Origin of the sequence: Fictibacillus enclensis (assembly GCF_030123385.1) — a bacterium.
Lineage (GTDB): Bacteria > Bacillota > Bacilli > Bacillales > Fictibacillaceae > Fictibacillus_C > Fictibacillus_C enclensis.
Map to the genome: position 1 here is coordinate 3,623,889 of NZ_CP126109.1, position 18,917 is coordinate 3,642,805.

Consider the following 18,917-nt stretch of genomic DNA (forward strand, 5'->3'; position numbering starts at 1 on the left):
AAATGATACTCCGTTCTTTTCCCATATTAAAGTATTGGAGGTCTACTCATGAGCGTATGGCATAATGATCCATGTGAAGAAAGCTCAAGTTCTAGTTCCTGCTCCAGCTCGAGCTCGAGCTCAAGAAGAAGCAGACGTTCCAGCAAAAGATCTGGAAAACGTTCCAGCAGAAGATCTGGAAAACGTTCTGGCAAAAGATCTGGAAAACGTTCTGGCAAACGTTCCGGTCGTTCTGGTCGTTCTGGACGTTCCAGTCGCTCTGGACGTACTGGAAGAAGAACTAGAAGAACTAGAAAATCCAGCAGTTCCAGCAGTTCAAGTTCGAGCTCAAGAAGAAGAAGAACCAGAAGAACCAGAAGAACACGGCACTCCCGCAGATCGAGCTAATCAGTTAATCGAGTACTTTTTTGCAGATAGAGCACAGGCTCTATCTGTTTTCATGTCGATTAGGCAAGCGTTGTTTTTCATGGAAAAAGGCGCTTGTACCAGCGCCGAACGATGGTTGTCTACATATATTTTTACTATGCAACAACAAAATCGAATCTACGGTTCTGAAAGGAGAACATGAATGTCTGATTTTCATATCAACTCAATGATTGGCAGAAGGATTAATGTCAATAAAGGAGGTCCCGAAGCCAAAGCTGGCCAACTGCTTCATTCGGGCCATAATTATATGGTTGTCGGAACGGATGAGGGAGTCGTCTATTATGCGGCACGTCACTTAAAAAGTGTCGGAGAAGACCTTCAAAGCGACAACAACGGCGAGAAAAATGGAACAGGGGAATTTTATGACTATCTTACACCGAGCTGTTTTTCCGCCATTATGGACAACATGATTGGCCAAAATGTAAAGATTAATCGCGGTGGCCCCGAATCCAGACAGGGAGTCCTTTTGCTAAGCACATATGATTATATTGCGCTAGCCACCGAGAAGGAAGGTGTCGTTTACTACAAGACCGATCATGTGAAAAGTGTAAGCGTTATTCAGGAACAAAAAGAAAACGATGCAAATGAAGATAAAAGTGGAAGCCGAACCGGACGCGGTTCAGGTCGTGGGACCGGCAGAAACGAAAGCCCTGTGATGGGACGCGGTACCGGCAGAGGTACCGGGCGTGGCACTGGCAAAGGTACTGGGCGTGGCACTGGTAAAGGTACCGGGCGTGGCACTGGCAAAGGTACCGGGCGTGGCACTGGCAAAGGTACCGGGCGTGGCACTGGCAAAGGTACCGGGCGTGGCACTGGACGTGCGACTGGCGGTACTGGGGGATGCACCACTGGACGCATGACAGGCAGAACAACCGGCCATGGTCCAGCCGCTGCCGCAATGGATGTAACGTATTATCGGGAATATGGGTTCAACAATCTATTTGACCGACTGGCATTGAAAAAGGTTAAAATCAACCGTGGAGGCCCGGATGCCATCGAGGGTGTCCTGACTGAATGTGCCAATGGCTATGTTGTAGTCCTTGCGGACAATGTAATTCACCGCATCCTGACTAAACATGTTAAAAGCATTAGTGCATTATAATTTTACAGTTAACGAGAAAAGAAGCTGCTCTTGTCCGAACAGCTTCTTTTTGCTGGTTTTACTCCGTACATAACCGGGCATAATGGTAAATAAATTGCCCAAGGATGTGCATTATGAAATTTGAGGAGTTTATTTTTTCATATCTTCGTCTGCCGATGCTTATTCGGCTTTTCAGCATCATAGGCTCACTGATGATCTTGTTTGGCATTCTTATTCATTTGTTGGAGCCAGGCAGTTTCCACACTATATTTGAAGGCATTTATTGGTCAGTAATGACCGCTGCGACTGTTGGATTTGGCGACTTTGTTCCAAAAACCTCTTACGGTCGATTTGTAGCCATTATTTTGGTTTTTATTGGAGGCTCCTTTATTGCCTTTTTCACTGTTAATGCAGCCTCAGCAGTCATCCAGGTTCAAAATAAGTACAGAGAGGGGAAACTGATGTTTAAAGGAAGCGGGCACCTCATTATTGTAGGATGGAACGAACGTGCCAAAAAAACCATTCTTACCCTGCAAAAGGAAGAGACCGGACAAAAGATCATCCTTGTGGATGCATCTCTTAAACAGAATCCCTTGACTGATGAGGGTGTGCTTTTCATAAAAGGAGATCCTTCAGCAGATGACACCTGGCAAAAAGCAAACTTGGCCGAAGCCAAAACCGTGCTGCTGACAGCGGATCAAAACTTAAAGGAGTCGGATGCGGACATGCACACCATTTTATCCATCATTACGATAAAGGGCATTCATCCTTCGATCCCAGTCGCGGCTGAAATTTTGACATCCGAACAGATGAATAACAGTTTAAGGGCGGGAGCAGATGAATTGATCAAAACCACTTCTCTGGCAGGTGAAACAATGGCTCAAATCTGCCACCGTTCATTGCAAAAGGAGTAAGGATTTCCCCCTACTCCTCCAATAACTGGCTTTCTGCTTTTTCCACTAGTGTTTTGCCAATACTAATCCATTTATCGTCAATGGAGGCGTCAGGGTCCTCAGGCTCGGCGAACTGATTAAAACTTCCTCCCGCAGCTCCCGCGTTGGCATGATCGTCGAGTCCGATCTGGTATTTATGCGTCAACAGAAAAGGCTCTCCAAGCGTCACTAAAGAACCTTGCTGGTCAATCTCCTTTTCATAGGCAGTAAAAGGAACTCTTACAAACGTATATCCTACCTCATCGTCCAGTTTATAATCAAAATATCCATGATTATAATCCCAGTTTCCTCCGATGGTAAATCCCAACGCTTTCAGCTTATCCTCAAGCTCATTGAATGCAAATACCTCATTTTCAAGCTTGCTTTCCAAAGGAATCATGGCTTCGCTCCGTTTCTTTCGGTTTTCGTTTATGTTTATCATCCCCAAAAGAAAAAAAATAAGCCCTGAAAGGAAATGAAAAAAGATGACCCCCATCGAGGTCATCTCACAGAATTATAAACGTTTTTCCAGTTCTTCTTTTTCCTTTTCAAAACCTGGCTTGCCAAGCAGTGCAAACATATTCTTCTTATACGCTTCCACTCCAGGCTGGTCGAATGGATTTACTCCAAGAAGGTATCCGCTGACCGCACATGCTTTTTCAAAGAAATACACCAGATAGCCAAAATGGTATGGCGTTAATTCCGGAATGTTAACTACCAGATTAGGAACGCCGCCATCGGTATGAGCAAGAAGTGTTCCTTGGAATGCTTTTTTATTTACAAAGTCCATGGTTTGTCCAGCCAGGAAATTCAGCTTGTCGAGATTTTGCTCGTCCTCTTCAATGGTGATTTCCTCGCGTGCATTCTCCACATTCAGCACGGTTTCAAAAAGGTCGCGTCGTCCTTCTTGAACGTATTGACCCATGGAGTGAAGATCAGTTGAAAAGTCAACGGACGCTGGATAAATACCTTTATTGTCCTTACCTTCACTTTCACCGTACAATTGCTTCCACCATTCGGAAACATAGTGAAGACTTGGTTCGTAGTTCACCATTAATTCAATGGTTTTTCCTTTGTTATACAATGCGTTTCGGGCCGCTGCATACTGGTATGCTTCGTTTTCAGCAAGTTCTGGAGAAGAATATGCCTTGCTCGCATCTGCTGCACCGCTCATCATTTCTTCAATATTCACACCGCTAACCGCGATTGGAAGAAGTCCTACAGCCGTCAGGACGGAGTAACGTCCCCCCACATCATCAGGGATAACAAAGCTTTCATAGCCTTCTTCATCCGCCAATGTTTTCAAAGCGCCTTTCGCATGGTCTGTTGTCGCATAAATGCGCGTGCGTGCTTCTTCTTTTCCATACTTCTCTTCAAGCAGCTTGCGGAAAATACGGAATGCAATAGCCGGTTCGGTTGTTGTTCCTGATTTTGAAATGACGTTTACAGAAACATCTTTGCCTTCAATCAATTGAAGCAAGTCCTTCATATACGTAGATGAAATATTTTGTCCGGCAAAGATCACCTGTGGCGCTTTGCGTTCTTCTTTGGAAAGCATGTTAGAGAAAGAATGGTTCAACATTTCAATCGCTGCCCGTGCTCCCAGATAAGAACCGCCAATTCCAATGACGATCAATACATCGGAATCATTTTTAATTTTTTCTGCGCTTTTTTGAATGCGGGCAAATTCTTCTTTGTCGTACTCGGTCGGAAGATCCACCCATCCTAAAAAGTCACTGCCTGCACCTGTTTTATTATGGATTTGTTCGTGTGCTGCTTTCACCAACGCTGACAAATTCGTTACTTCATGGTCTCCTAAAAAAGGTAAAGCTTTGCTGTAATCAAAACGTAGTTTGCTGGCCAATGTACACGCCTCCGTTTTTTGTATTAGTCTTCTTTACTTTACAGAACGAAAAAGTACAAATCAAGGAAACCGTTAGAAAACGGCTCTCCTGATTTGCGTTAAAAAGTAAAGTGGGTCATCTGTTACTTTCCCTATCCTTTACAGGGACATGCGTAAAATTTCAAGCACATCTTCCTTATTTAATTTTTTAAAATTGCCAAACTCGCCATTAGCCATTGCTTTATCAGCGATAAGGTCAAGCTTCGAGTCATCAATATCATAATCCGCAAGACGGTTTGGAGCACCGATGGAAGTCCAGAAAGCAGACAGCTTATCAATTCCTTCAAGAGCTACTTCACGGTCTGATTTACCTTCAGCATCCACATTGAACACTCGAACAGCCAGCTGCTTTAAGCGAGCAGGGTTTTCATCAAGAACATGTCTAAGCAGGTTCGGGAACAAAATAGCCAATCCTCCGGCATGAGGAATATCGTAAACAGCAGAAACGGCATGCTCAAGGTTATGAGTAGCCCAGTCACCCTGAACGCCCATTGCGATCGTTCCGTTCAATGCCATTGTTCCATTATAAAGGATGGTTTCGCGAAGATCATAGTTCTCAAGATCCTTCACCATTTTTGGTGCTGTTTCAATTACCGTTCTCAAAATGGATTCAGCAAAACGGTCCTGAAGAAGCGCATTTTCTGTGTGGTTGAGATACGTTTCAAGCACATGGGACATCATATCAACCATTCCATAGATGGTATGGTCTTTTGGCACAGTAAATGTGTTCACTGGATCAAGAATTGAAAACTTAGGGAACACAAGCGGGCTTCCCCATCCATATTTTTCATTGGTTTCCCAATTGGTAATAACCGATCCAGAGTTCATTTCAGAACCTGTTGCAGCAAGTGTCAGCACAGTTCCAAATGGGACCGCTTCTTTCGGTGTACTTTTCTTCGTGACGAAATCCCAAACGTCGCCATCGTATTTAGCACCTGCAGCAATTGCCTTGGTACAGTCAATAACACTTCCGCCACCAACGGCCAAAATGAAATTAATATTATTTTCCTTGCAGATTTCTACACCTTTTTTAACGGTAGTTAATCGTGGATTAGGCTCTACTCCGGAAAGTTCATGAACCTCAGCCCCCATTTTTCCCAGTTCACTTGTTACCTGGTCGTACAGGCCGCTACGCTTAATGCTGCCACCGCCGTAAACAAGCAATACCTTTTTACCATACGGCTCCATTTCAGAGGAGAGCTGGCTGAGTTGTCCTTTCCCGAACACTAATCGAGTTGGGTTATAGTACGTAAATGAATTCATTATTTTACCTCCCAGTGATCCAATACTTCGTTAGTATTATCCATCATGCCGATTTTAAAAGTAAAGAAATCGGCTTGAACCCAATTTAACGTGAACAAATATTGAACAATACACTAAACAAAAGTTGAATATAAGCAAAAAATGGGTTTATTCTTCTCGTTCATGTGGAAATGTATAAATGTAACAAAGAGAAGTCATCCTATTACTGCAATTCATTTCATTCTTAAGGAGGTAATACCATGAATGGATTACAACGTACTGCATTAGCTTTAGTCATTATCGGTGCAATCAACTGGGGTCTTATCGGTTTCTTCCAATTCGATCTCGTAGCAGCCATTTTCGGCGGTCAGGATGCAGCACTTTCCCGAATCGTTTATGGATTGGTTGGACTATCCGGTTTATATTGCCTGACTCTTCTTTTCAAACCATCCCATGAAGTTGAACGTGAGGACCGCGTTGAAACCAATCGCGTGTAACAAAACCACAACAATAAAAAAAAGCTCTTCCCAGGTGGAAGAGCTTTTTTCATTTATTTCTTAAGACGCTTGTTAAGTTGAGCTTGACGGTCTGTAGACTCTTTCAACCATTCTTTAAGCTTTGCTTCAAGTGTGTTGAAGCCTTTGGAAGAATCTTGAGCCGCTTGCTTCTTAGGTGCCGGACGACGTTCTTTTTTAGGAGCTTGGGCTGGTGCTTCCTGAGTTTGACGGATGGAAAGAGAAATCTTTTTTGAATCTTCGTCAACAGAAAGAATTTTTACCTGTACAATATCCCCCACTTTTAATACGTCGTTAATATCTTTAACAAAGCTATGAGAAACCTCAGAGATATGAACCAATCCCTGAACTTCGTCGTTTAAAGCGACGAAAGCACCAAACGGTTTAATTCCAGTTACTTTACCTTCAACGATGCTACCTACTTCAAAATTCATGAAAACACTCCTAACTATTTTTTAACCTATTAAGTATAACACACCCGGGGATAAAAGAAAACGAATGTAACAGGATAACCCATGCCCAATTTCAAGCAAATAGGGCATAAGTTTGAGTTTCACCTCATCCCCATCCCCATATTTGGCGTTATTGGAAACTTTTTCTCGTTAAACCAACCGTTCTGGATTCAGCAATGTTTCTGCCTCTTCTTTTGTAATATATCCTTTTTCAACGGCAATCTCCTTGACCGTCTTACCTGAACTGAAGCTTTCTTTCGCCACTTCTGCGGCTTTTTCATAGCCTGTTTTTGGATTCAATGCAGTCGCAATAGCCAGGCTCTGTTCCATCAATTCTTTAATCCGCCCTTCATTGGCCTCCAGGCCGCTTAGGCAGCGTTCAGTGAAGGTCCTCATCCCTGAAGAAAGAATCGTAATGGAATGAAGGAGGTTGAGACCAATCACCGGCATCATGACATTGATCTCCAACTGGCTGCCAATTCCCGCGGTTGTCACACACGTATCATTGCCAATAACCTGCGCACAAATCATGTATAAATTTTCAAGAATCACCGGATTCACCTTTCCTGGCATGATCGAAGAACCTGGCTGTACCGCTGGCAGCAGGATTTCTGCAATGCCGGTTCTCGGCCCCGAACTCAGCAATCGCAAGTCCGAAGAGATTTTGATAAGATGAATGGCCAATTCCTTTAAATGCCCGCTGACCTGGATCGCCGCGCCATTATTTTGCATAAAACGGAAGCGGTCGGTTGGCTGTGTAAACGGAAGACCGGTGCGCGTTGCCACTTCGTTAATTGCCTTTTCACTATAATCGGGATGCGCATTGATTCCTGTGCCGACTGCGTTTCCTCCCAGGCCGATTTCAAACAAGAAGGGCTCGCTTTGCTTAAGCGCATCATGCACTTTTTGAAGACTTTCTGCGTATCCTCCAAACGACTGGCCAAGCCTCATTGGAACCGCATCCTGCAGATGGGTCCGGCCGGATCGGATGATGTCATGAAATTCCTCTTGTTTTTTTCGGAGAGCCACAATGGTTTCTTCAAGAGCAGGATACAGATTAGCATAAAGTTCCTGTGTAGTACTGATGTTGATGGCCACATGAATCGTATCATTCGTGGATTGTGCCATGTTCACGTGGTCATTGGGATGGACGTTGCTCCAATCCCCTTTCTCACCGCCAAGAAGCTCGGATGCACGGCTTGCAATGACTTCATTCGCATTCATGTTCTGTGAAGTACCTGCTCCCGCCTGATAAGCATCAACCACAAATTGATCGGCAAGCTTTCCTTCCATTACTTCCTCCGCTGCCTGAATAATAGCGTTGGCTTTCTTCTCATCGAGTTCTCCGCAGTCCCGGTTTGCGGCGGCTGCGCTCGCTTTAATGATCGCTTGTGCTTTTACAAAAGCAAAAGGAAGCCGTTGCCCGCTGATCGGGAAGTTTTCCACTGCCCGCTGGGTTTGGGCCCCATAATAGGCCTCTTTTGGCACCTGAACTTCTCCAAGCGTATCTTTTGCTGTTCTGTATTCCGTCATCATGCATCTCCTTTCATCACTTTACGGTTAAACCGCATATCCTCATTTTTTTGTATTCCCTCTTTTTTCACATTTTATGGTTTATCTTTTGAGACCCTGTCCATACTGATAAGGCAGCATTCGATATCCCCTTTTTCTTTGCAGGCATGCCACCACATGCCTGCTTTTTTTTCAAAAAATCAGGCTCGTCTGCTTTTTTTATTCCACCAAAAAAAGCCTCTTTGCAAGAGACTTAAGGCTAACTTGATTCAATGGATGCCAGGTCATCCCTTTCCTTATGTAAAGCGATGACCACAGCTGGAGATTTTTTTATTTTTCGGTGTTCTGTCCGGAATCCGGCCTTTTTCTGTTTCATGAAAGTCGCTTTTGAAATGGGACGCGGGCGGGACCAGGAAATAGACTCCGGGTTTCTCCAGGAATCATGGGTAATCAGCTCGGTTTTGTAATAATAACAATTGCCGCTTAAGTATTCTTCACATATATATAATACGGTATGTTTGCTATGCATTCGCCGATCGCTCCATTTTTTTGATACATTATCCCCTTTTTCGCCAGCTTTATTCATGGAAAGAGCCTGAAGCTCGAAACTTCAAGCCCTTCACATCCTTATCTAAAGAACCACCATAAACCTCCAAAGATAAGGAGAAGTATAAATATGATAATCAATACGGCCCAAACCCAGCCGTAACCAAATCCATATCCGCCACCGCCGGTTACGCCATAGCCATAACCATAGCCATAGGCCGGAAAACCGCCACCATAAGGATATGCCATATTACAAACCTCCTTCATCTGATACGTCCTCACATTAATAAAATATGTAAGAGCGAGGTAAAAAGGAAGAGAGGCAAGTGCGGATTTTGTGCCTGTTCAAGGAAATTATTTCTTTTGTAAAGAAAAAAGGATGGGGCAAAGTAAATAGGACGAAAAGATGATGGAGGAATGCAATGGAAACAAAAAATACGCCGCTGCTAACTCCGGCATTTCGGAAAAAGATCGGCGATGTTACGATTCATTATGAAGATTTTCACCAACCGAACCCTGAGGCACAGGTTCTGATCCTTATTCACGGATTTTTGTCTTCCACCATCAGCTTTCGCCAGCTGATCCCCTATTTGACGGATGACTACCATGTGGTGGCCATCGACCTCCCGGGATTTGGGAAAAGCGAAAAATCAAAGCGCTTTACGTATTCACTGGCCAACTATGGAAAGCTTGTATTATCGTTCATTGAGGAAATGGGCTGGTCCAATGTGGTACTGGTTGGCCACTCGATGGGCGGCCAGGTCGCATTGCATGCCTCACGCCAGGACGGCAAACTAATAGATAAGCTCATTCTTATTGGCTGCTGTGGTTATATTAAACGGGCAGGTACTCCCATTATTTGCTGCTCCTATCTTCCTTTCTTTTCCTGGGGGTTGAAGCAATGGGTATTGAAAAAGGACATCAAGAACAATTTAAGCGGCGTGCTTCACAATATGAACCTGGTCACCGATGAGCTGATCAGAGATTACAGGGCGCAATTTTTGGAAGAAGGATTTTTTGACAGTTTAATCCGTCTTCTCCGGCATCGTGAAGGAGATTTGAAGCCGTTTGAACTCAATTCTATTTCGCATCCTATATTGCTGATCCATGGTGACGATGACCAAGTCATTCCGTTAACTACAGGGAAACGGCTAAACGGTGATTTGAAGAATTCCAGACTGATCGTATACAAAGATACGGGGCACTTGATTATGGAAGAAAAACCGAAAGAACTTGCACAGGACATAAAAAACTTCCTTTCACTGCCAGACAAAAAAAAAGCGATCCAGACTCCGGTCTAAGATCGCTTCTTTGACATTTATTGATTTTCTCTGCTTCTCATCATCTGCTGCCAGACAGAACCGGCCGCCTCTTCTCCGCTTTGAATTCGCTCGAGCGCAATTTTCGCCTGCAGCCGAACTTCAAATTCGGGATCGTCTTCTGCCGCTTTTAGAGACGGAACGGCGGTTTCATCTCCTGCTTCAAACAGGAATCGTGCCGCCCGCCATCGAACCAGTTTATTTTTATCCTCCAATGCTTCACACATGGCAGGAATCGCTTTTGGATTTCCCAGGTCTGACAGACAGTCCCCAGCTGTTCGTCTTACTGCTACATTCTTATCTTTTAATCCTGCATATAACAGCGGAAGAACCGCTTCGTCTTCAATCATGCCAAGATATACGACGGCCAGCCGGCGTATGGAAGGCTTTGGATCCTTCAGCGCCTGTTTCAGCACCATAATATCGTCTACTGTTGGATTCATGCGTTCTAAGGCTGCATACCGTGTTTGCCAGTCTTCATCTCTCATTTTTTCAGCTACTTCAGTGGAAGTTACGGTTTCCTCTGGCGCTTTTTTCCCTTCCTCGCTGACAAACGCCTGCTCCACAAGCTTGTGTACCCGTTCTTCATCATAAGCAGCCGAGATTTCATCGACGACTTCCTGACCGATTTGCTCAAAGGTTCCATAACGGACACCTTGTTCTTCCCACTTTCGCTCCATAACGAGGTTATCCGATGCTTTTTGTGCTTCGAGAGCCGCCTTCATGAACCGGTCAGGCAAACCCGCACGGCGCTCTTCCTTGTCTGTTTTTAATTTCACCTGCATCGGCAGTCCTCTGAACATTTGAATCAACACGGTAATTTCGAGATACTCATCGTCCTTTTTCTCTTCAGTGCTATCCTGTTCAAGTGTTGGTTCTGAATCTCCAAATACTTCCCGTACGCCTGCAAGTACATCCTCCCAATCGGCACGCGGATGGCGGTCGAGTGCGATAAAGTCTGCCACATGATAGACACTTTTAACCCCTTCTACCTGAAAGATTTCTTTAATGTAATCAGGTGCGCCCTCCAGGTTATCCTTTGTATAGTTGTACCTTTCGTTTCCCGGCAGGCTTTCATCCATATTTATTTTCATGGAGTTTGGACTTGGCGTTGGTTCAATGCCTTTAATCTTCATGCTTTCACTCCTTCAAATCAAGTTCTGTTGGGTAATAAAATCCAGCAATTTCTTCTTTTCGGTATCCGTGAATTTATACTCACTGTCTACCCCTTCATCATGGACAATAAAATCCTGTACCTCGCCTTCCAGATCAAACACAACCAATGCGCTCGGGTCGGTCAGATCAGCCGGCAGCATCGTGTCTTTTGAAAATTCGAAGGTCAAATACACATTGATCCAGTGTCCGCTTTTCACAACTTCAGGATAAAATGCAGTAAAATTCGCTTCGAAGTAATTTTGAAATCCATACTTGTACATAATGTTCCCCCGTATGACATTAAGCTTCTCTCTTATTATAAACAATCCATGTTCAGGAAACAAAGGTGGCGGGTTGCTTGCTGGTCTTGAAAGTGTTGATTGCCGTTCCAGTTTGCTCGCTTTTACAGGGACTTCGCAGCGTGCGCTGAGCCCATCAGACGAAGCTCCTTTTAAGAAGAAAAAGACACCGGCGCATCGTGCACCAGTGTCCAGGATGATCTATCGGCTTAATACCGCACGAACCGGGCTGCCGTCGCCTTCTTTTAAGGGAAGAGGCAATGCCATGAGATGGTATTCTCCCGGCTCGATATCGTCAAGCACAAGTCCTTCAAGGATATGAATTCCTTTACCATGAAGAGCATGGTGAGCGGGAAGCTCTTTGCTGTCAAGGGGATCCACGGAAGGCACATCTACACCAATCAGACGGACTCCCTTATCAAATAAATAAGGTGCAAGGGATTCATGAAGACAGGTGATGCTTGCCGGAAACACGCTTCGATCCTTCCATGAACCGGTTTTAAGCAGGACCCTCTGAATACCGTCAAGTCGTTCGCTTTCCAAATCTTCCGGCCTTACACAGTCTCTCTCCCTGACATCAACAACCAGCGCTGTTCCGGCGTACAAATCAAGATCTAATTCCAACACCCGTTCTCCTTGGCTGTCAAAGTGAAAGGGAGCATCAATATGGGTGCCTGTATGGGTGCTCATCGTAATTTGGCCAACATTTACAGAACCTGATTCTTCTTTCGTCCATGTCAATTCATAGGCAAATAGTGTATCACCAGGCCAGATGGGAACGGTTGAACTTAGCGGCATGGAAACATCGATCAGTTTTCCCATTATGCAATCACCTCTCTAACATTAGGGAATTTCTCATACTGCTTTTCACTCATGATTTTCTTCAACCGTACAATTGTATCATGCACATCTTGGAATGAAGTATAAAGTGGAACGGGAGCCAGCCGGATGACGTTCGGCGCCCGGAAATCAGGTACAACTTGATTTTCTTTTAATGCTTTGCAGATTCTTGCTGCTTCAGGGTGCTCAAGGCATACATGTCCTCCGCGGCGTTCATCTTCTCTTGGATTGCCAATGTGAAAACCAAAGGAAGATAGCTCCGATTCAATCAATTCCATCATGTAGCGGGTAAGCTGAAGCGATTTCTCCCTTAACCGGCCCATTCCTGCTTCTGCAAAAAGTTCGAGCGACCCGATGAGCGGTGCAGTACTTAATACATGAGGAGTCCCCATTTGGAAAGCGCCCGCCGTATCTGACGGAACAAATTCATGAGACATATCAAACTGCTTTTCTTTGTTTGAACCAAACCAGCCGGCAAGACCGGGTGCTGTTTTAAAATGTTTGCGGTTTACATAGAGTCCGGCAACACTGCCCGGCCCTCCGTTCAAATATTTGTAATTGCACCAAAAAGCGAAGTCCACCTCCCAATTGGACAATTCATGAGGAACTGCTCCAATGGAATGACATAAATCAAAACCGATCAGGATTCCCCTTTTGTGTGCTTCTGCTGTCAGCCGCTGGATATCAAGCAGTTGTCCGCTACGGTAGAGAACAGAAGGAAGCACAATGAGGGCTACCTCCTCTGTCATCGAGGAAATGATATCCTCTTCCTCTATCATTCTGCCATCCTGGCTTTTTACGGATAACAGATGATCAGCGGGGGTTAAACTTTTTAGCTGGAGCTGGCTTTTTAGCGCATAAATGTCCGATGGAAACGTCAGTTCATCGGCCAAAATTTTGGTTTTGGTGCCAGCAGGTTGAAAAAAGGTAGATACAAGCTGATGAAGGTTTCCGGTCGTTGAACCAGTGACGATTACCTCGTCGTTATGGGCACCAATAAGCGGAGCCATTTTTCCTCCAAGTTTTTCGCTAAGCGTAAACCAGGGGTGTGTACCTGCCATCCAGCCATCAATACCATATTCTTTCCAGTCATTTAAAACCTCTGCAAGCGTCTTCTCGGCATTTTTCGACAAAAGGCCTAATGAGTTGCCGTCCATATACAAGACACCTTTTTTTACATAAAATTCTTCTTTAAAGTGCTTGAGCCCATCTTTTCCGTCCATTTCAGTCCAATATGCTTGTTTCATTGTTTATGTGCCCCTTTTTTCATTTCTCCTTCTATCTTAAACAATTAAGCGCTTTCTCTCAATGAAACCGTTTTCTTTTCAAATATTACAATTATGTAACAGTCAAATTACGACATAATTTCGGAGGAATCCCATTTATAATAAAAACTATGAAAAACGAACTACTATTTGGAGAAAAATGTATAATAAGCACAACTTGTTTGACTGCTGAAAAATGAGGGTTTTGTTTACCATTGAGAACGCTGGTACTGATTTAAATGGAGAAAGCAGAAAGAGGAGGAATTTATAATGACAAGCAAAGAACACTTGGACCAAGAGTGGATTCATTTAATTCTGCAAGCTAAAAAAATGGGACTAAGTATTGAAGAAGTTCGTTTATACCTACGAAAGACCTATATTACTCCTCCTGCAAAACCTTACATAAAAGCGACATCCTTGTGATGCCGCTTTCCTTCTATTTACATGATGCTGACCTTAATTGTATAATATAATCAAATTCGTAGTAAAAAAGAGGGATAATAGTGATTGGTGAACTTGTAAAAAAGTATCGAAAAGAGAAAGGCCTTTCTTTATCAGCGTTAGCGGAACGAGCAGGTATCGCCAAGTCCTATCTCAGCTCTCTGGAACGAAATATCCAAACCAATCCATCTGTGCAATTGTTGGAAAAATTATCAGCAGTACTTGATATTCCAGTAGAGAAGCTTTTGAATGAAAAATCAGAAGTGAATGAGAATGAACTTGATTATGAATGGGCGGAGCTTGTAAAGGAAGCCATGGATTCAGGAGTCAGCAAGGATCAGTTTAAAGAGTTCCTTGAGTTCAATAAATGGAGAAATAAGCAAAGTTAAGCCGACATTTGTACATGTCGGCTTGTTTAAATAGATACATCAATAATGGGTACAAATTCTTTATATTCATAGTGTTTATAATAAGCGGCTGCCAGCCGTCTTTTTTTCTCTTGTTGATAGAGTTTCTGCCTGACATAATCAAAGGGGGCTATTCCTTCATAAACGTTATTGAGGTAAATTTCACAAACGTTTGCCCCTTTGTAAACAATCTCTACCGTATTTCCCTGTAGCACACTCCGGTAGATTCCATTTTCAAACCGAATCATCTGACATTCCCTTATTTTTGATTTTCCAGCTTTCATAAGCCAAAAACTCTCTGATTTCCTCACGGTCAATCCCAATTTCCTTCGCTTGCACGATCAGTTCTACCCAACCATGATCAAGGGTATATTCATTATTATTCACTAATTTTTCCACCGGTACCTCCAAGGCTCTGGCAACCTTCATAATCATTTGCGCAGATGGATTTGTTTTATGGTTTTCAATACTGCTGACATACCCTTTGGATACGCCGGAGCGTTCTGCTAATTTGGTGATGCTCCATCCCTTTTTTTGCCGCATGCGTTTGATTTGTTTTCCGATGAAATTTTCCAAGTCTTTGACTTCCTTTACTGAAACTCTAAAAAGCTGCTAGCCTTCTCTCTGGTTGTAAAAAGGAAAGGTGAGAATAAATTCCCACCTTTGCCTCAATCCTTACTTCGCTTCTCCAGCACCTTGTTGTGCATTGAATGTCCATTTCAAAGATAAAGAGTCTCCCTGGAATTTGTTTTGGTCCTGGCCATTATCAACAAATGTGAACATGACAAGCATTTCATCGCTATCCCCTGCTTTTAGGCCTTTTTTCTCGCCCATCCATCCTTTGGCAACCGCATCAGGATTCTTTTGCTTCTTAAGGTCAGCCAACGTTGTGCTGTAGATCACATCATTGTCTTTGTCAGAGTTGTAGAGGAAATCAACTTGGATGTGTTGTCCAAAATCTTCTCCCGCGTTATCTCCTTTAGCATCCGTTACCGTGTAGTCTGTGTTCAAAAGAATTTTTTTGACATCAAGAGTTCCATCATTCTTAAGGTCGAATGAACGAAGGATATAATCTCCCGGCTTCAGATTTGAAAGGTCAACAATGGTTGATGGATCTGTATTGATATCCAGTGTACCTGCTGCAAATGTGCTGGAAGCCTCTGCAGAATCACTGAAATATGCATATGTACCTCCACCGATTAAAGACAGCCCCAATGCTGCTGATGCTACACCCAGTCCTAATTTCTTTTTCAAACTCATGTCTAATCCTCCCTCTCCCATGTAAATGGGAATATGACATTTTTTATATTGAACCTGCAAAGATAAACAGTGCAGTGAACAATCGGTCCGTGTTTCACATTAGAGAGTACTTTCTTTTTTTGACATTTCGACTTCCCGAATGGCTTTCCAAATCGTGATGGCAGAGTAAATGAGCAGTAGAATTCCTGGGATAATCATAAGTAACATGGTTCCTTTTTTGGATTGAGCAAATTCCATTCCATACCCGATATAAGGGATGGTAAAGCCGTTATACTGGGCGACAACATTGGCTGACAGAACCGGTTCTGGATCCGGCGCGTTATTATTGTCCCCCTTGGTGACATATCTGACGTTGTCACCATTGCCCTCCACCTTATAAATACGGTGAGTAATCAATTTATTTTCAGAAGCCTTAAAGGTGATCACATCCCCTTTTTGAAAACGGGTCATGTCTCCACCAGGCTTTACTGCAATGATTGAACCGGTTTGAATACCAGGCTCCATGGAACCGGATAAGACAGTTTTCAGCTGATACCCGTTGAAGGCGGGTTCTCCACCTGAAGCTCTTGATGAAATAACGACGAACAACATAAATAGCAAGGTAATTAAAAGGACACCTGTAATCAGATTACTGATCCATTTTCTTAGGGCTGCCATAAGCTGCACCACTCCTTAGTAAAGGAATAAAGGCGGGTTGTTACTGTTCTTCCGTCTCCTCATTCCCTGTTGTTTGGTCTTGCTTCCCTTCTTCCTGCTTTTGCTCTTTAGTCTGCACAGATTGGCTGGAATCGGCATCATCAGTCGTTTCGTCTGTTTTTTTATCCGGCTGATCTTCTGGTGTTTTTTCTGATGTTTTTTCTGAGTTTGTTTCCGGATTGGTTTCGGAAGGTGGCTTTGTTTCGGTTGTGGTTTCCTGCTGCTTCTGTGTTGGGGCTACCGGTTTGTCCGGTTGCTTTTTGTCAGTCTGATCCTTATTTTCTGCTGGTTTTTCTGCCTTGCTTTTCTCTTCCTGTTTTTTGTCTTTACCGTTCTCTTTCTTGTCAGCTGTTTCACCTGCTTTGTCACAGGCAGCTTTTTTGCTGCTTTGAGGTGAAGATTTCTGCTGATCTTTCTCTGTTATACAGTCGGAAGAATCCATCGCTTTTGCTGTGATTGTTCCAGTAACTACTTCCGTATCACTGAAGGAAGCGTTCGTCGGCGAATATAAATGTATAAAAGCGAAAACGATACTATAACAAATGATTGACAGTTTTATTGTCAACCGCAAAATCCAACTGCGGTATGGAGAACGTTTGATGTTCATCTTCCTCCTTAAAAACAAAAAGTTTAACTTATCCGTTCTTTAATAAGAACAATTTCTTCCATAGTATGGCATGTTTAATTGAGAGAATAAAACGTTAATTTAGGGTTTTTCGTTCTTTTTAACAGACATAATTTCCATTTTTCTCTATTTATCGCGATTTATCGCAATTTTTCGTAATATCCATAACGAACTTTGTTCATTTTATAGAACAACCCGTTAAATTTTTCTTGAAATTCAAGCAAAATCCCCTACTATGTAGGTAGGGGGACATTATATGATGAAAAAAACAGCGATTTATGCAGGAATTGTCGTGATCATTTTGTTGGCGATTTTTTTACCGTTCTATGCCAATAAAACGGAAGCGCCTTCAGTAAATGAAAAAGAACAAACTAGCGGCCAGAAAACAAACACCAACAAACAGGAGGCGCCCACACGGCCAGAAAAACCAAAAACGATTACTCATGAGGCCACCCTCGGAGCAGTCGGTGATATCCTGATTCACGACCGGGTCTACAATAAAGCTAAAACAAAGGACGGCTCGTATGACTTTAATCCGATGCTAAAAGAGGTTAAGCCTTATTTGGAAAAACCCTACATTACCGTGGCTAATCAGGAAACAATGATTGGCGGGGAAAAAATAGGGTTATCTTCTTATCCTTCCTTTAATTCGCCACAGGAAGTAGGAGATGCGTTGAAGGAAAATGGCGTGGATTTGGTGACCTTGGCAAACAACCACACACTTGACCGTGGTGAAAAAGCCATCCTCAGTGCGATTGAGCACTGGAACAAAATTAACATGCCTTATACCGGAGCGTTTAAATCCGCAGAGGATCAAAAAACCATTCGAACCTTAAAGCGTAATGACATTACGTTTTCATTCTTGAGCTTCACATTCGGCACAAATGGAATTCCAGTTCCCAAGGATAAACCCTATCTTGTCAATTTGATTGATGAGACTAAAATAAAAGAAGGAATCCAACAGGCGGAAAAAATCTCCGATGTCGTGGTGCTGAGTCTGCATTTTGGCAATGAATACGAACGGATGCCCAATGAGGAACAAAAGAAGCTAAGCCGTATGGCTGCCAATGCGGGGGCGGATATTATCATCGGCCATCACCCTCATGTCCTGCAGCCTGTCGCCTGGATCAAGAAAAAGAACGGAGAGCGCGCCTTTGTCGCTTATTCTCTTGGCAACTTCTTTTCGGGACAAACCGGTCCCTATAAAAATATCGGAGGCATGATGGAAATTCATGTAAAAAAGACAGTAACAGGGAAAAAGGAAAAGATTACGTTGGAGAAGCCATCCTTTTTGCCGACCTGGGTTGACCGTTCCTGGCATGTACATCCGATGGAGCAAGTTCCTTCACAGCAACAGAAATACAAAGAAATCAAAAAACATATGAACCAATATGTACCCGAACTGCAATTTTCGCTTTAATACTTATTAAAAAAGGAGGTCCCGACTCATGTGCCGGGCCTCCTTTTTATGCCTCACCTTTTGATTTCGGGCTTTGGGTATCACGTGTTGGCAGTTCATCCACAAATTTGTCATCAGAGAATTCGATGTCGGTCATACTTTCGGTCGGGGTGTGATTATTCTTTGCTGCAGCATCCTTGGACTGTTTTCGTTTAGCCATGATTTCATTTCCTCCTCATTGATCTTGTTTATAGTGTGTGAAAAAAGTGTCTATCTGATTCCTAAAGAAAAAGCATTCCGGTTTGGAATGCTAATCGCCAATGGCTTTACTGACACAATGGTCGCAAATGGATATTTCTTTTTCTTCCCAGCTCGAAAGCTCATTGTTGCATACCATGCAGTACTCTGACTGGGCATTAAGATGATCGTTCGTGCGGTTTTCTTCATTATTCACAAAATCCATGGAACCCGCCTCCTTCATGTCCTAGTATATTCTAAAAAGAAGACTGTTTATTCTTTACTATTGTTTGATATTTCTGATAAAAACCCTTCTTTCTTTTTACTTAATTTTCATTTTTTCACCAGATTTTGAAAGCGTTTTC

At 43.3% G+C, this 18,917-nt stretch carries 26 protein-coding genes; 8 read left to right on the top strand and 18 right to left on the bottom strand.

The genetic code is table 11. The features are described from left to right. Positions 1–64 precede the first annotated feature (64 nt). The 3 genes from QNH15_RS18950 (at position 65) to QNH15_RS18960 (ending at position 2,421) form a co-directional block, all read left to right on the top strand. Positions 65–568, top strand: a complete 504-nt coding sequence (locus QNH15_RS18950; RefSeq protein WP_283889709.1) for a hypothetical protein — start codon at positions 65–67, stop codon at positions 566–568. Further along, positions 569–1,528, top strand: a complete 960-nt coding sequence (locus tag QNH15_RS18955) for a hypothetical protein (RefSeq protein ID WP_283889710.1) — start codon at positions 569–571, stop codon at positions 1,526–1,528. 113 nt (positions 1,529–1,641) lie between these two features. After that, positions 1,642–2,421 carry an ion channel gene (locus QNH15_RS18960; RefSeq protein WP_283889711.1) on the top strand — a complete coding sequence of 260 codons (780 nt, stop codon included), beginning with the start codon at positions 1,642–1,644 and terminating at the stop codon, positions 2,419–2,421. Between the two features lie 10 nt (positions 2,422–2,431). Here QNH15_RS18960 and QNH15_RS18965 read toward each other — a convergent pair whose 3' ends face one another. From QNH15_RS18965 to QNH15_RS18975, 3 genes are all read right to left on the bottom strand, one after another. Then, positions 2,432–2,839, bottom strand: coding sequence for a YugN-like family protein (locus QNH15_RS18965; protein ID WP_283889712.1), 408 nt, complete (start codon positions 2,837–2,839; stop codon positions 2,432–2,434). Positions 2,840–2,953: 114 nt separating this feature from the next. Further along, the gene (locus QNH15_RS18970) at positions 2,954–4,303 is read right to left on the bottom strand and encodes a glucose-6-phosphate isomerase (protein ID WP_283889713.1); all 1,350 of its coding nucleotides are present in this window, start codon (positions 4,301–4,303) and stop codon (positions 2,954–2,956) included. Positions 4,304–4,441: 138 nt separating this feature from the next. Then, positions 4,442–5,605 carry an iron-containing alcohol dehydrogenase gene (locus QNH15_RS18975; protein WP_283889714.1) on the bottom strand — a complete coding sequence of 388 codons (1,164 nt, stop codon included), beginning with the start codon at positions 5,603–5,605 and terminating at the stop codon, positions 4,442–4,444. A gap of 239 nt (positions 5,606–5,844) precedes the next feature. On the opposite strand from QNH15_RS18975, the gene QNH15_RS18980 reads away from it, so the two are divergent. Then, the gene (locus tag QNH15_RS18980; protein ID WP_061972296.1) at positions 5,845–6,081 is read left to right on the top strand and encodes a DUF378 domain-containing protein; all 237 of its coding nucleotides are present in this window, start codon (positions 5,845–5,847) and stop codon (positions 6,079–6,081) included. A 53-nt stretch (positions 6,082–6,134) separates the two neighbouring features. On the opposite strand, the gene yugI is transcribed toward QNH15_RS18980, so the two are convergent. The 4 genes from yugI to QNH15_RS19000 all read right to left on the bottom strand — a co-directional run bounded on the left by yugI (position 6,135) and on the right by QNH15_RS19000 (position 8,858). Next, positions 6,135–6,533: a S1 domain-containing post-transcriptional regulator GSP13 gene (gene yugI / locus QNH15_RS18985; protein ID WP_061972295.1), complete on the bottom strand. Its 399-nt coding sequence runs from the start codon at positions 6,531–6,533 to the stop codon at positions 6,135–6,137. Positions 6,534–6,701: 168 nt separating this feature from the next. Then, a complete protein-coding gene (locus tag QNH15_RS18990) occupies positions 6,702–8,084 on the bottom strand; it encodes a class II fumarate hydratase (RefSeq protein WP_283895664.1) in 1,383 nt (460 codons plus the stop codon). Positions 8,085–8,322: 238 nt separating this feature from the next. After that, entirely contained in the window at positions 8,323–8,592 is a 270-nt protein-coding gene (locus QNH15_RS18995; RefSeq protein WP_061972974.1) for a hypothetical protein, read from the bottom strand. Between the two features lie 98 nt (positions 8,593–8,690). Beyond that, positions 8,691–8,858 carry a sporulation protein YjcZ gene (locus QNH15_RS19000; RefSeq protein ID WP_283889715.1) on the bottom strand — a complete coding sequence of 56 codons (168 nt, stop codon included), beginning with the start codon at positions 8,856–8,858 and terminating at the stop codon, positions 8,691–8,693. A 173-nt stretch (positions 8,859–9,031) separates the two neighbouring features. Between QNH15_RS19000 and QNH15_RS19005 the strand changes: the two genes are divergently transcribed. Continuing rightward, positions 9,032–9,910, top strand: a complete 879-nt coding sequence (locus tag QNH15_RS19005) for an alpha/beta fold hydrolase (RefSeq protein ID WP_283889716.1) — start codon at positions 9,032–9,034, stop codon at positions 9,908–9,910. Between the two features lie 17 nt (positions 9,911–9,927). Here the strand turns inward: QNH15_RS19005 and QNH15_RS19010 are convergent, their stop codons facing one another. The 4 genes from QNH15_RS19010 to kynU form a co-directional block, all read right to left on the bottom strand. Further along, the gene (locus QNH15_RS19010) at positions 9,928–11,064 is read right to left on the bottom strand and encodes a conserved virulence factor C family protein (protein ID WP_283889717.1); all 1,137 of its coding nucleotides are present in this window, start codon (positions 11,062–11,064) and stop codon (positions 9,928–9,930) included. A 12-nt stretch (positions 11,065–11,076) separates the two neighbouring features. Then, positions 11,077–11,364, bottom strand: coding sequence for a hypothetical protein (locus QNH15_RS19015; protein WP_283889718.1), 288 nt, complete (start codon positions 11,362–11,364; stop codon positions 11,077–11,079). Between the two features lie 219 nt (positions 11,365–11,583). Further along, positions 11,584–12,204 carry an arylformamidase gene (gene kynB / locus QNH15_RS19020; RefSeq protein ID WP_283889719.1) on the bottom strand — a complete coding sequence of 207 codons (621 nt, stop codon included), beginning with the start codon at positions 12,202–12,204 and terminating at the stop codon, positions 11,584–11,586. After that, a complete protein-coding gene (gene kynU, locus QNH15_RS19025; RefSeq protein ID WP_283889720.1) occupies positions 12,204–13,469 on the bottom strand; it encodes a kynureninase in 1,266 nt (421 codons plus the stop codon). The genes kynB and kynU overlap by 1 nt, the downstream gene beginning before the upstream one ends. A 288-nt stretch (positions 13,470–13,757) precedes the next feature. Between kynU and QNH15_RS19030 the strand changes: the two genes are divergently transcribed. Next, positions 13,758–13,910, top strand: a complete 153-nt coding sequence (locus QNH15_RS19030) for an anti-repressor SinI family protein (RefSeq protein WP_283889721.1) — start codon at positions 13,758–13,760, stop codon at positions 13,908–13,910. Positions 13,911–13,990: 80 nt separating this feature from the next. Next, complete coding sequence (locus QNH15_RS19035) at positions 13,991–14,317, top strand: helix-turn-helix domain-containing protein (protein ID WP_061972288.1); 327 nt, start codon at positions 13,991–13,993, stop codon at positions 14,315–14,317. 26 nt (positions 14,318–14,343) lie between these two features. Here QNH15_RS19035 and QNH15_RS19040 read toward each other — a convergent pair whose 3' ends face one another. The 5 genes from QNH15_RS19040 to QNH15_RS19060 form a co-directional block, all read right to left on the bottom strand. Next, a complete protein-coding gene (locus tag QNH15_RS19040; protein WP_061972287.1) occupies positions 14,344–14,583 on the bottom strand; it encodes a hypothetical protein in 240 nt (79 codons plus the stop codon). Beyond that, on the bottom strand, positions 14,570–14,911 hold the full coding sequence (locus tag QNH15_RS19045; protein ID WP_283889722.1) for a helix-turn-helix domain-containing protein: 342 nt from the start codon (positions 14,909–14,911) through the stop codon (positions 14,570–14,572). The genes QNH15_RS19040 and QNH15_RS19045 overlap by 14 nt, the downstream gene beginning before the upstream one ends. 99 nt (positions 14,912–15,010) lie before the next feature. Then, the gene (locus QNH15_RS19050; protein WP_283889723.1) at positions 15,011–15,595 is read right to left on the bottom strand and encodes a CalY family protein; all 585 of its coding nucleotides are present in this window, start codon (positions 15,593–15,595) and stop codon (positions 15,011–15,013) included. A gap of 99 nt (positions 15,596–15,694) precedes the next feature. After that, positions 15,695–16,252, bottom strand: coding sequence for a signal peptidase I SipW (gene sipW, locus QNH15_RS19055; protein ID WP_283889724.1), 558 nt, complete (start codon positions 16,250–16,252; stop codon positions 15,695–15,697). 40 nt (positions 16,253–16,292) lie between these two features. Beyond that, positions 16,293–16,898 (bottom strand): SipW-dependent-type signal peptide-containing protein, encoded by a 606-nt coding sequence (locus QNH15_RS19060; protein WP_283889725.1) that lies wholly within the window; start codon positions 16,896–16,898, stop codon positions 16,293–16,295. A gap of 274 nt (positions 16,899–17,172) precedes the next feature. Between QNH15_RS19060 and QNH15_RS19065 the strand changes: the two genes are divergently transcribed. Continuing rightward, positions 17,173–18,336, top strand: a complete 1,164-nt coding sequence (locus QNH15_RS19065; RefSeq protein WP_283889726.1) for a CapA family protein — start codon at positions 17,173–17,175, stop codon at positions 18,334–18,336. Between the two features lie 46 nt (positions 18,337–18,382). Here the strand turns inward: QNH15_RS19065 and QNH15_RS19070 are convergent, their stop codons facing one another. Together QNH15_RS19070 and QNH15_RS19075 are read right to left on the bottom strand one after the other, a co-directional pair. Further along, positions 18,383–18,535 carry a hypothetical protein gene (locus QNH15_RS19070; RefSeq protein WP_283889727.1) on the bottom strand — a complete coding sequence of 51 codons (153 nt, stop codon included), beginning with the start codon at positions 18,533–18,535 and terminating at the stop codon, positions 18,383–18,385. Positions 18,536–18,625: 90 nt separating this feature from the next. Next, the gene (locus QNH15_RS19075) at positions 18,626–18,778 is read right to left on the bottom strand and encodes a hypothetical protein (protein WP_283889728.1); all 153 of its coding nucleotides are present in this window, start codon (positions 18,776–18,778) and stop codon (positions 18,626–18,628) included. Positions 18,779–18,917 lie beyond the last annotated feature (139 nt).

What these genes read in the sequence shown, in the direction of transcription:
- QNH15_RS18960 (WP_283889711.1), top strand. Translation starts at nt 1,642, where the DNA reads ATGAAATTTGAGGAGTTTATTTTTTCATATCTTCGTCTGCCGATGCTT.
- QNH15_RS19040 (WP_061972287.1), bottom strand. Translation starts at nt 14,583, where the DNA reads ATGATTCGGTTTGAAAATGGAATCTACCGGAGTGTGCTACAGGGAAAT.
- yugI (WP_061972295.1), bottom strand. Translation starts at nt 6,533, where the DNA reads ATGAATTTTGAAGTAGGTAGCATCGTTGAAGGTAAAGTAACTGGAATT.
- QNH15_RS19030 (WP_283889721.1), top strand. Translation starts at nt 13,758, where the DNA reads ATGACAAGCAAAGAACACTTGGACCAAGAGTGGATTCATTTAATTCTG.
- QNH15_RS19005 (WP_283889716.1), top strand. Translation starts at nt 9,032, where the DNA reads ATGGAAACAAAAAATACGCCGCTGCTAACTCCGGCATTTCGGAAAAAG.
- QNH15_RS19065 (WP_283889726.1), top strand. Translation starts at nt 17,173, where the DNA reads ATGATGAAAAAAACAGCGATTTATGCAGGAATTGTCGTGATCATTTTG.
- sipW (WP_283889724.1), bottom strand. Translation starts at nt 16,252, where the DNA reads ATGGCAGCCCTAAGAAAATGGATCAGTAATCTGATTACAGGTGTCCTT.
- QNH15_RS19070 (WP_283889727.1), bottom strand. Translation starts at nt 18,535, where the DNA reads ATGGCTAAACGAAAACAGTCCAAGGATGCTGCAGCAAAGAATAATCAC.
- QNH15_RS19050 (WP_283889723.1), bottom strand. Translation starts at nt 15,595, where the DNA reads ATGAGTTTGAAAAAGAAATTAGGACTGGGTGTAGCATCAGCAGCATTG.
- QNH15_RS18975 (WP_283889714.1), bottom strand. Translation starts at nt 5,605, where the DNA reads ATGAATTCATTTACGTACTATAACCCAACTCGATTAGTGTTCGGGAAA.
- kynB (WP_283889719.1), bottom strand. Translation starts at nt 12,204, where the DNA reads ATGGGAAAACTGATCGATGTTTCCATGCCGCTAAGTTCAACCGTTCCC.
- QNH15_RS18955 (WP_283889710.1), top strand. Translation starts at nt 569, where the DNA reads ATGTCTGATTTTCATATCAACTCAATGATTGGCAGAAGGATTAATGTC.
- QNH15_RS19060 (WP_283889725.1), bottom strand. Translation starts at nt 16,898, where the DNA reads ATGAACATCAAACGTTCTCCATACCGCAGTTGGATTTTGCGGTTGACA.
- QNH15_RS18995 (WP_061972974.1), bottom strand. Translation starts at nt 8,592, where the DNA reads ATGCATAGCAAACATACCGTATTATATATATGTGAAGAATACTTAAGC.
- QNH15_RS18965 (WP_283889712.1), bottom strand. Translation starts at nt 2,839, where the DNA reads ATGATTCCTTTGGAAAGCAAGCTTGAAAATGAGGTATTTGCATTCAAT.
- QNH15_RS18980 (WP_061972296.1), top strand. Translation starts at nt 5,845, where the DNA reads ATGAATGGATTACAACGTACTGCATTAGCTTTAGTCATTATCGGTGCA.
- kynU (WP_283889720.1), bottom strand. Translation starts at nt 13,469, where the DNA reads ATGAAACAAGCATATTGGACTGAAATGGACGGAAAAGATGGGCTCAAG.
- QNH15_RS19010 (WP_283889717.1), bottom strand. Translation starts at nt 11,064, where the DNA reads ATGAAGATTAAAGGCATTGAACCAACGCCAAGTCCAAACTCCATGAAA.
- QNH15_RS19015 (WP_283889718.1), bottom strand. Translation starts at nt 11,364, where the DNA reads ATGTACAAGTATGGATTTCAAAATTACTTCGAAGCGAATTTTACTGCA.
- QNH15_RS19075 (WP_283889728.1), bottom strand. Translation starts at nt 18,778, where the DNA reads ATGGATTTTGTGAATAATGAAGAAAACCGCACGAACGATCATCTTAAT.
- QNH15_RS19000 (WP_283889715.1), bottom strand. Translation starts at nt 8,858, where the DNA reads ATGGCATATCCTTATGGTGGCGGTTTTCCGGCCTATGGCTATGGTTAT.
- QNH15_RS18950 (WP_283889709.1), top strand. Translation starts at nt 65, where the DNA reads ATGATCCATGTGAAGAAAGCTCAAGTTCTAGTTCCTGCTCCAGCTCGA.
- QNH15_RS18990 (WP_283895664.1), bottom strand. Translation starts at nt 8,084, where the DNA reads ATGACGGAATACAGAACAGCAAAAGATACGCTTGGAGAAGTTCAGGTG.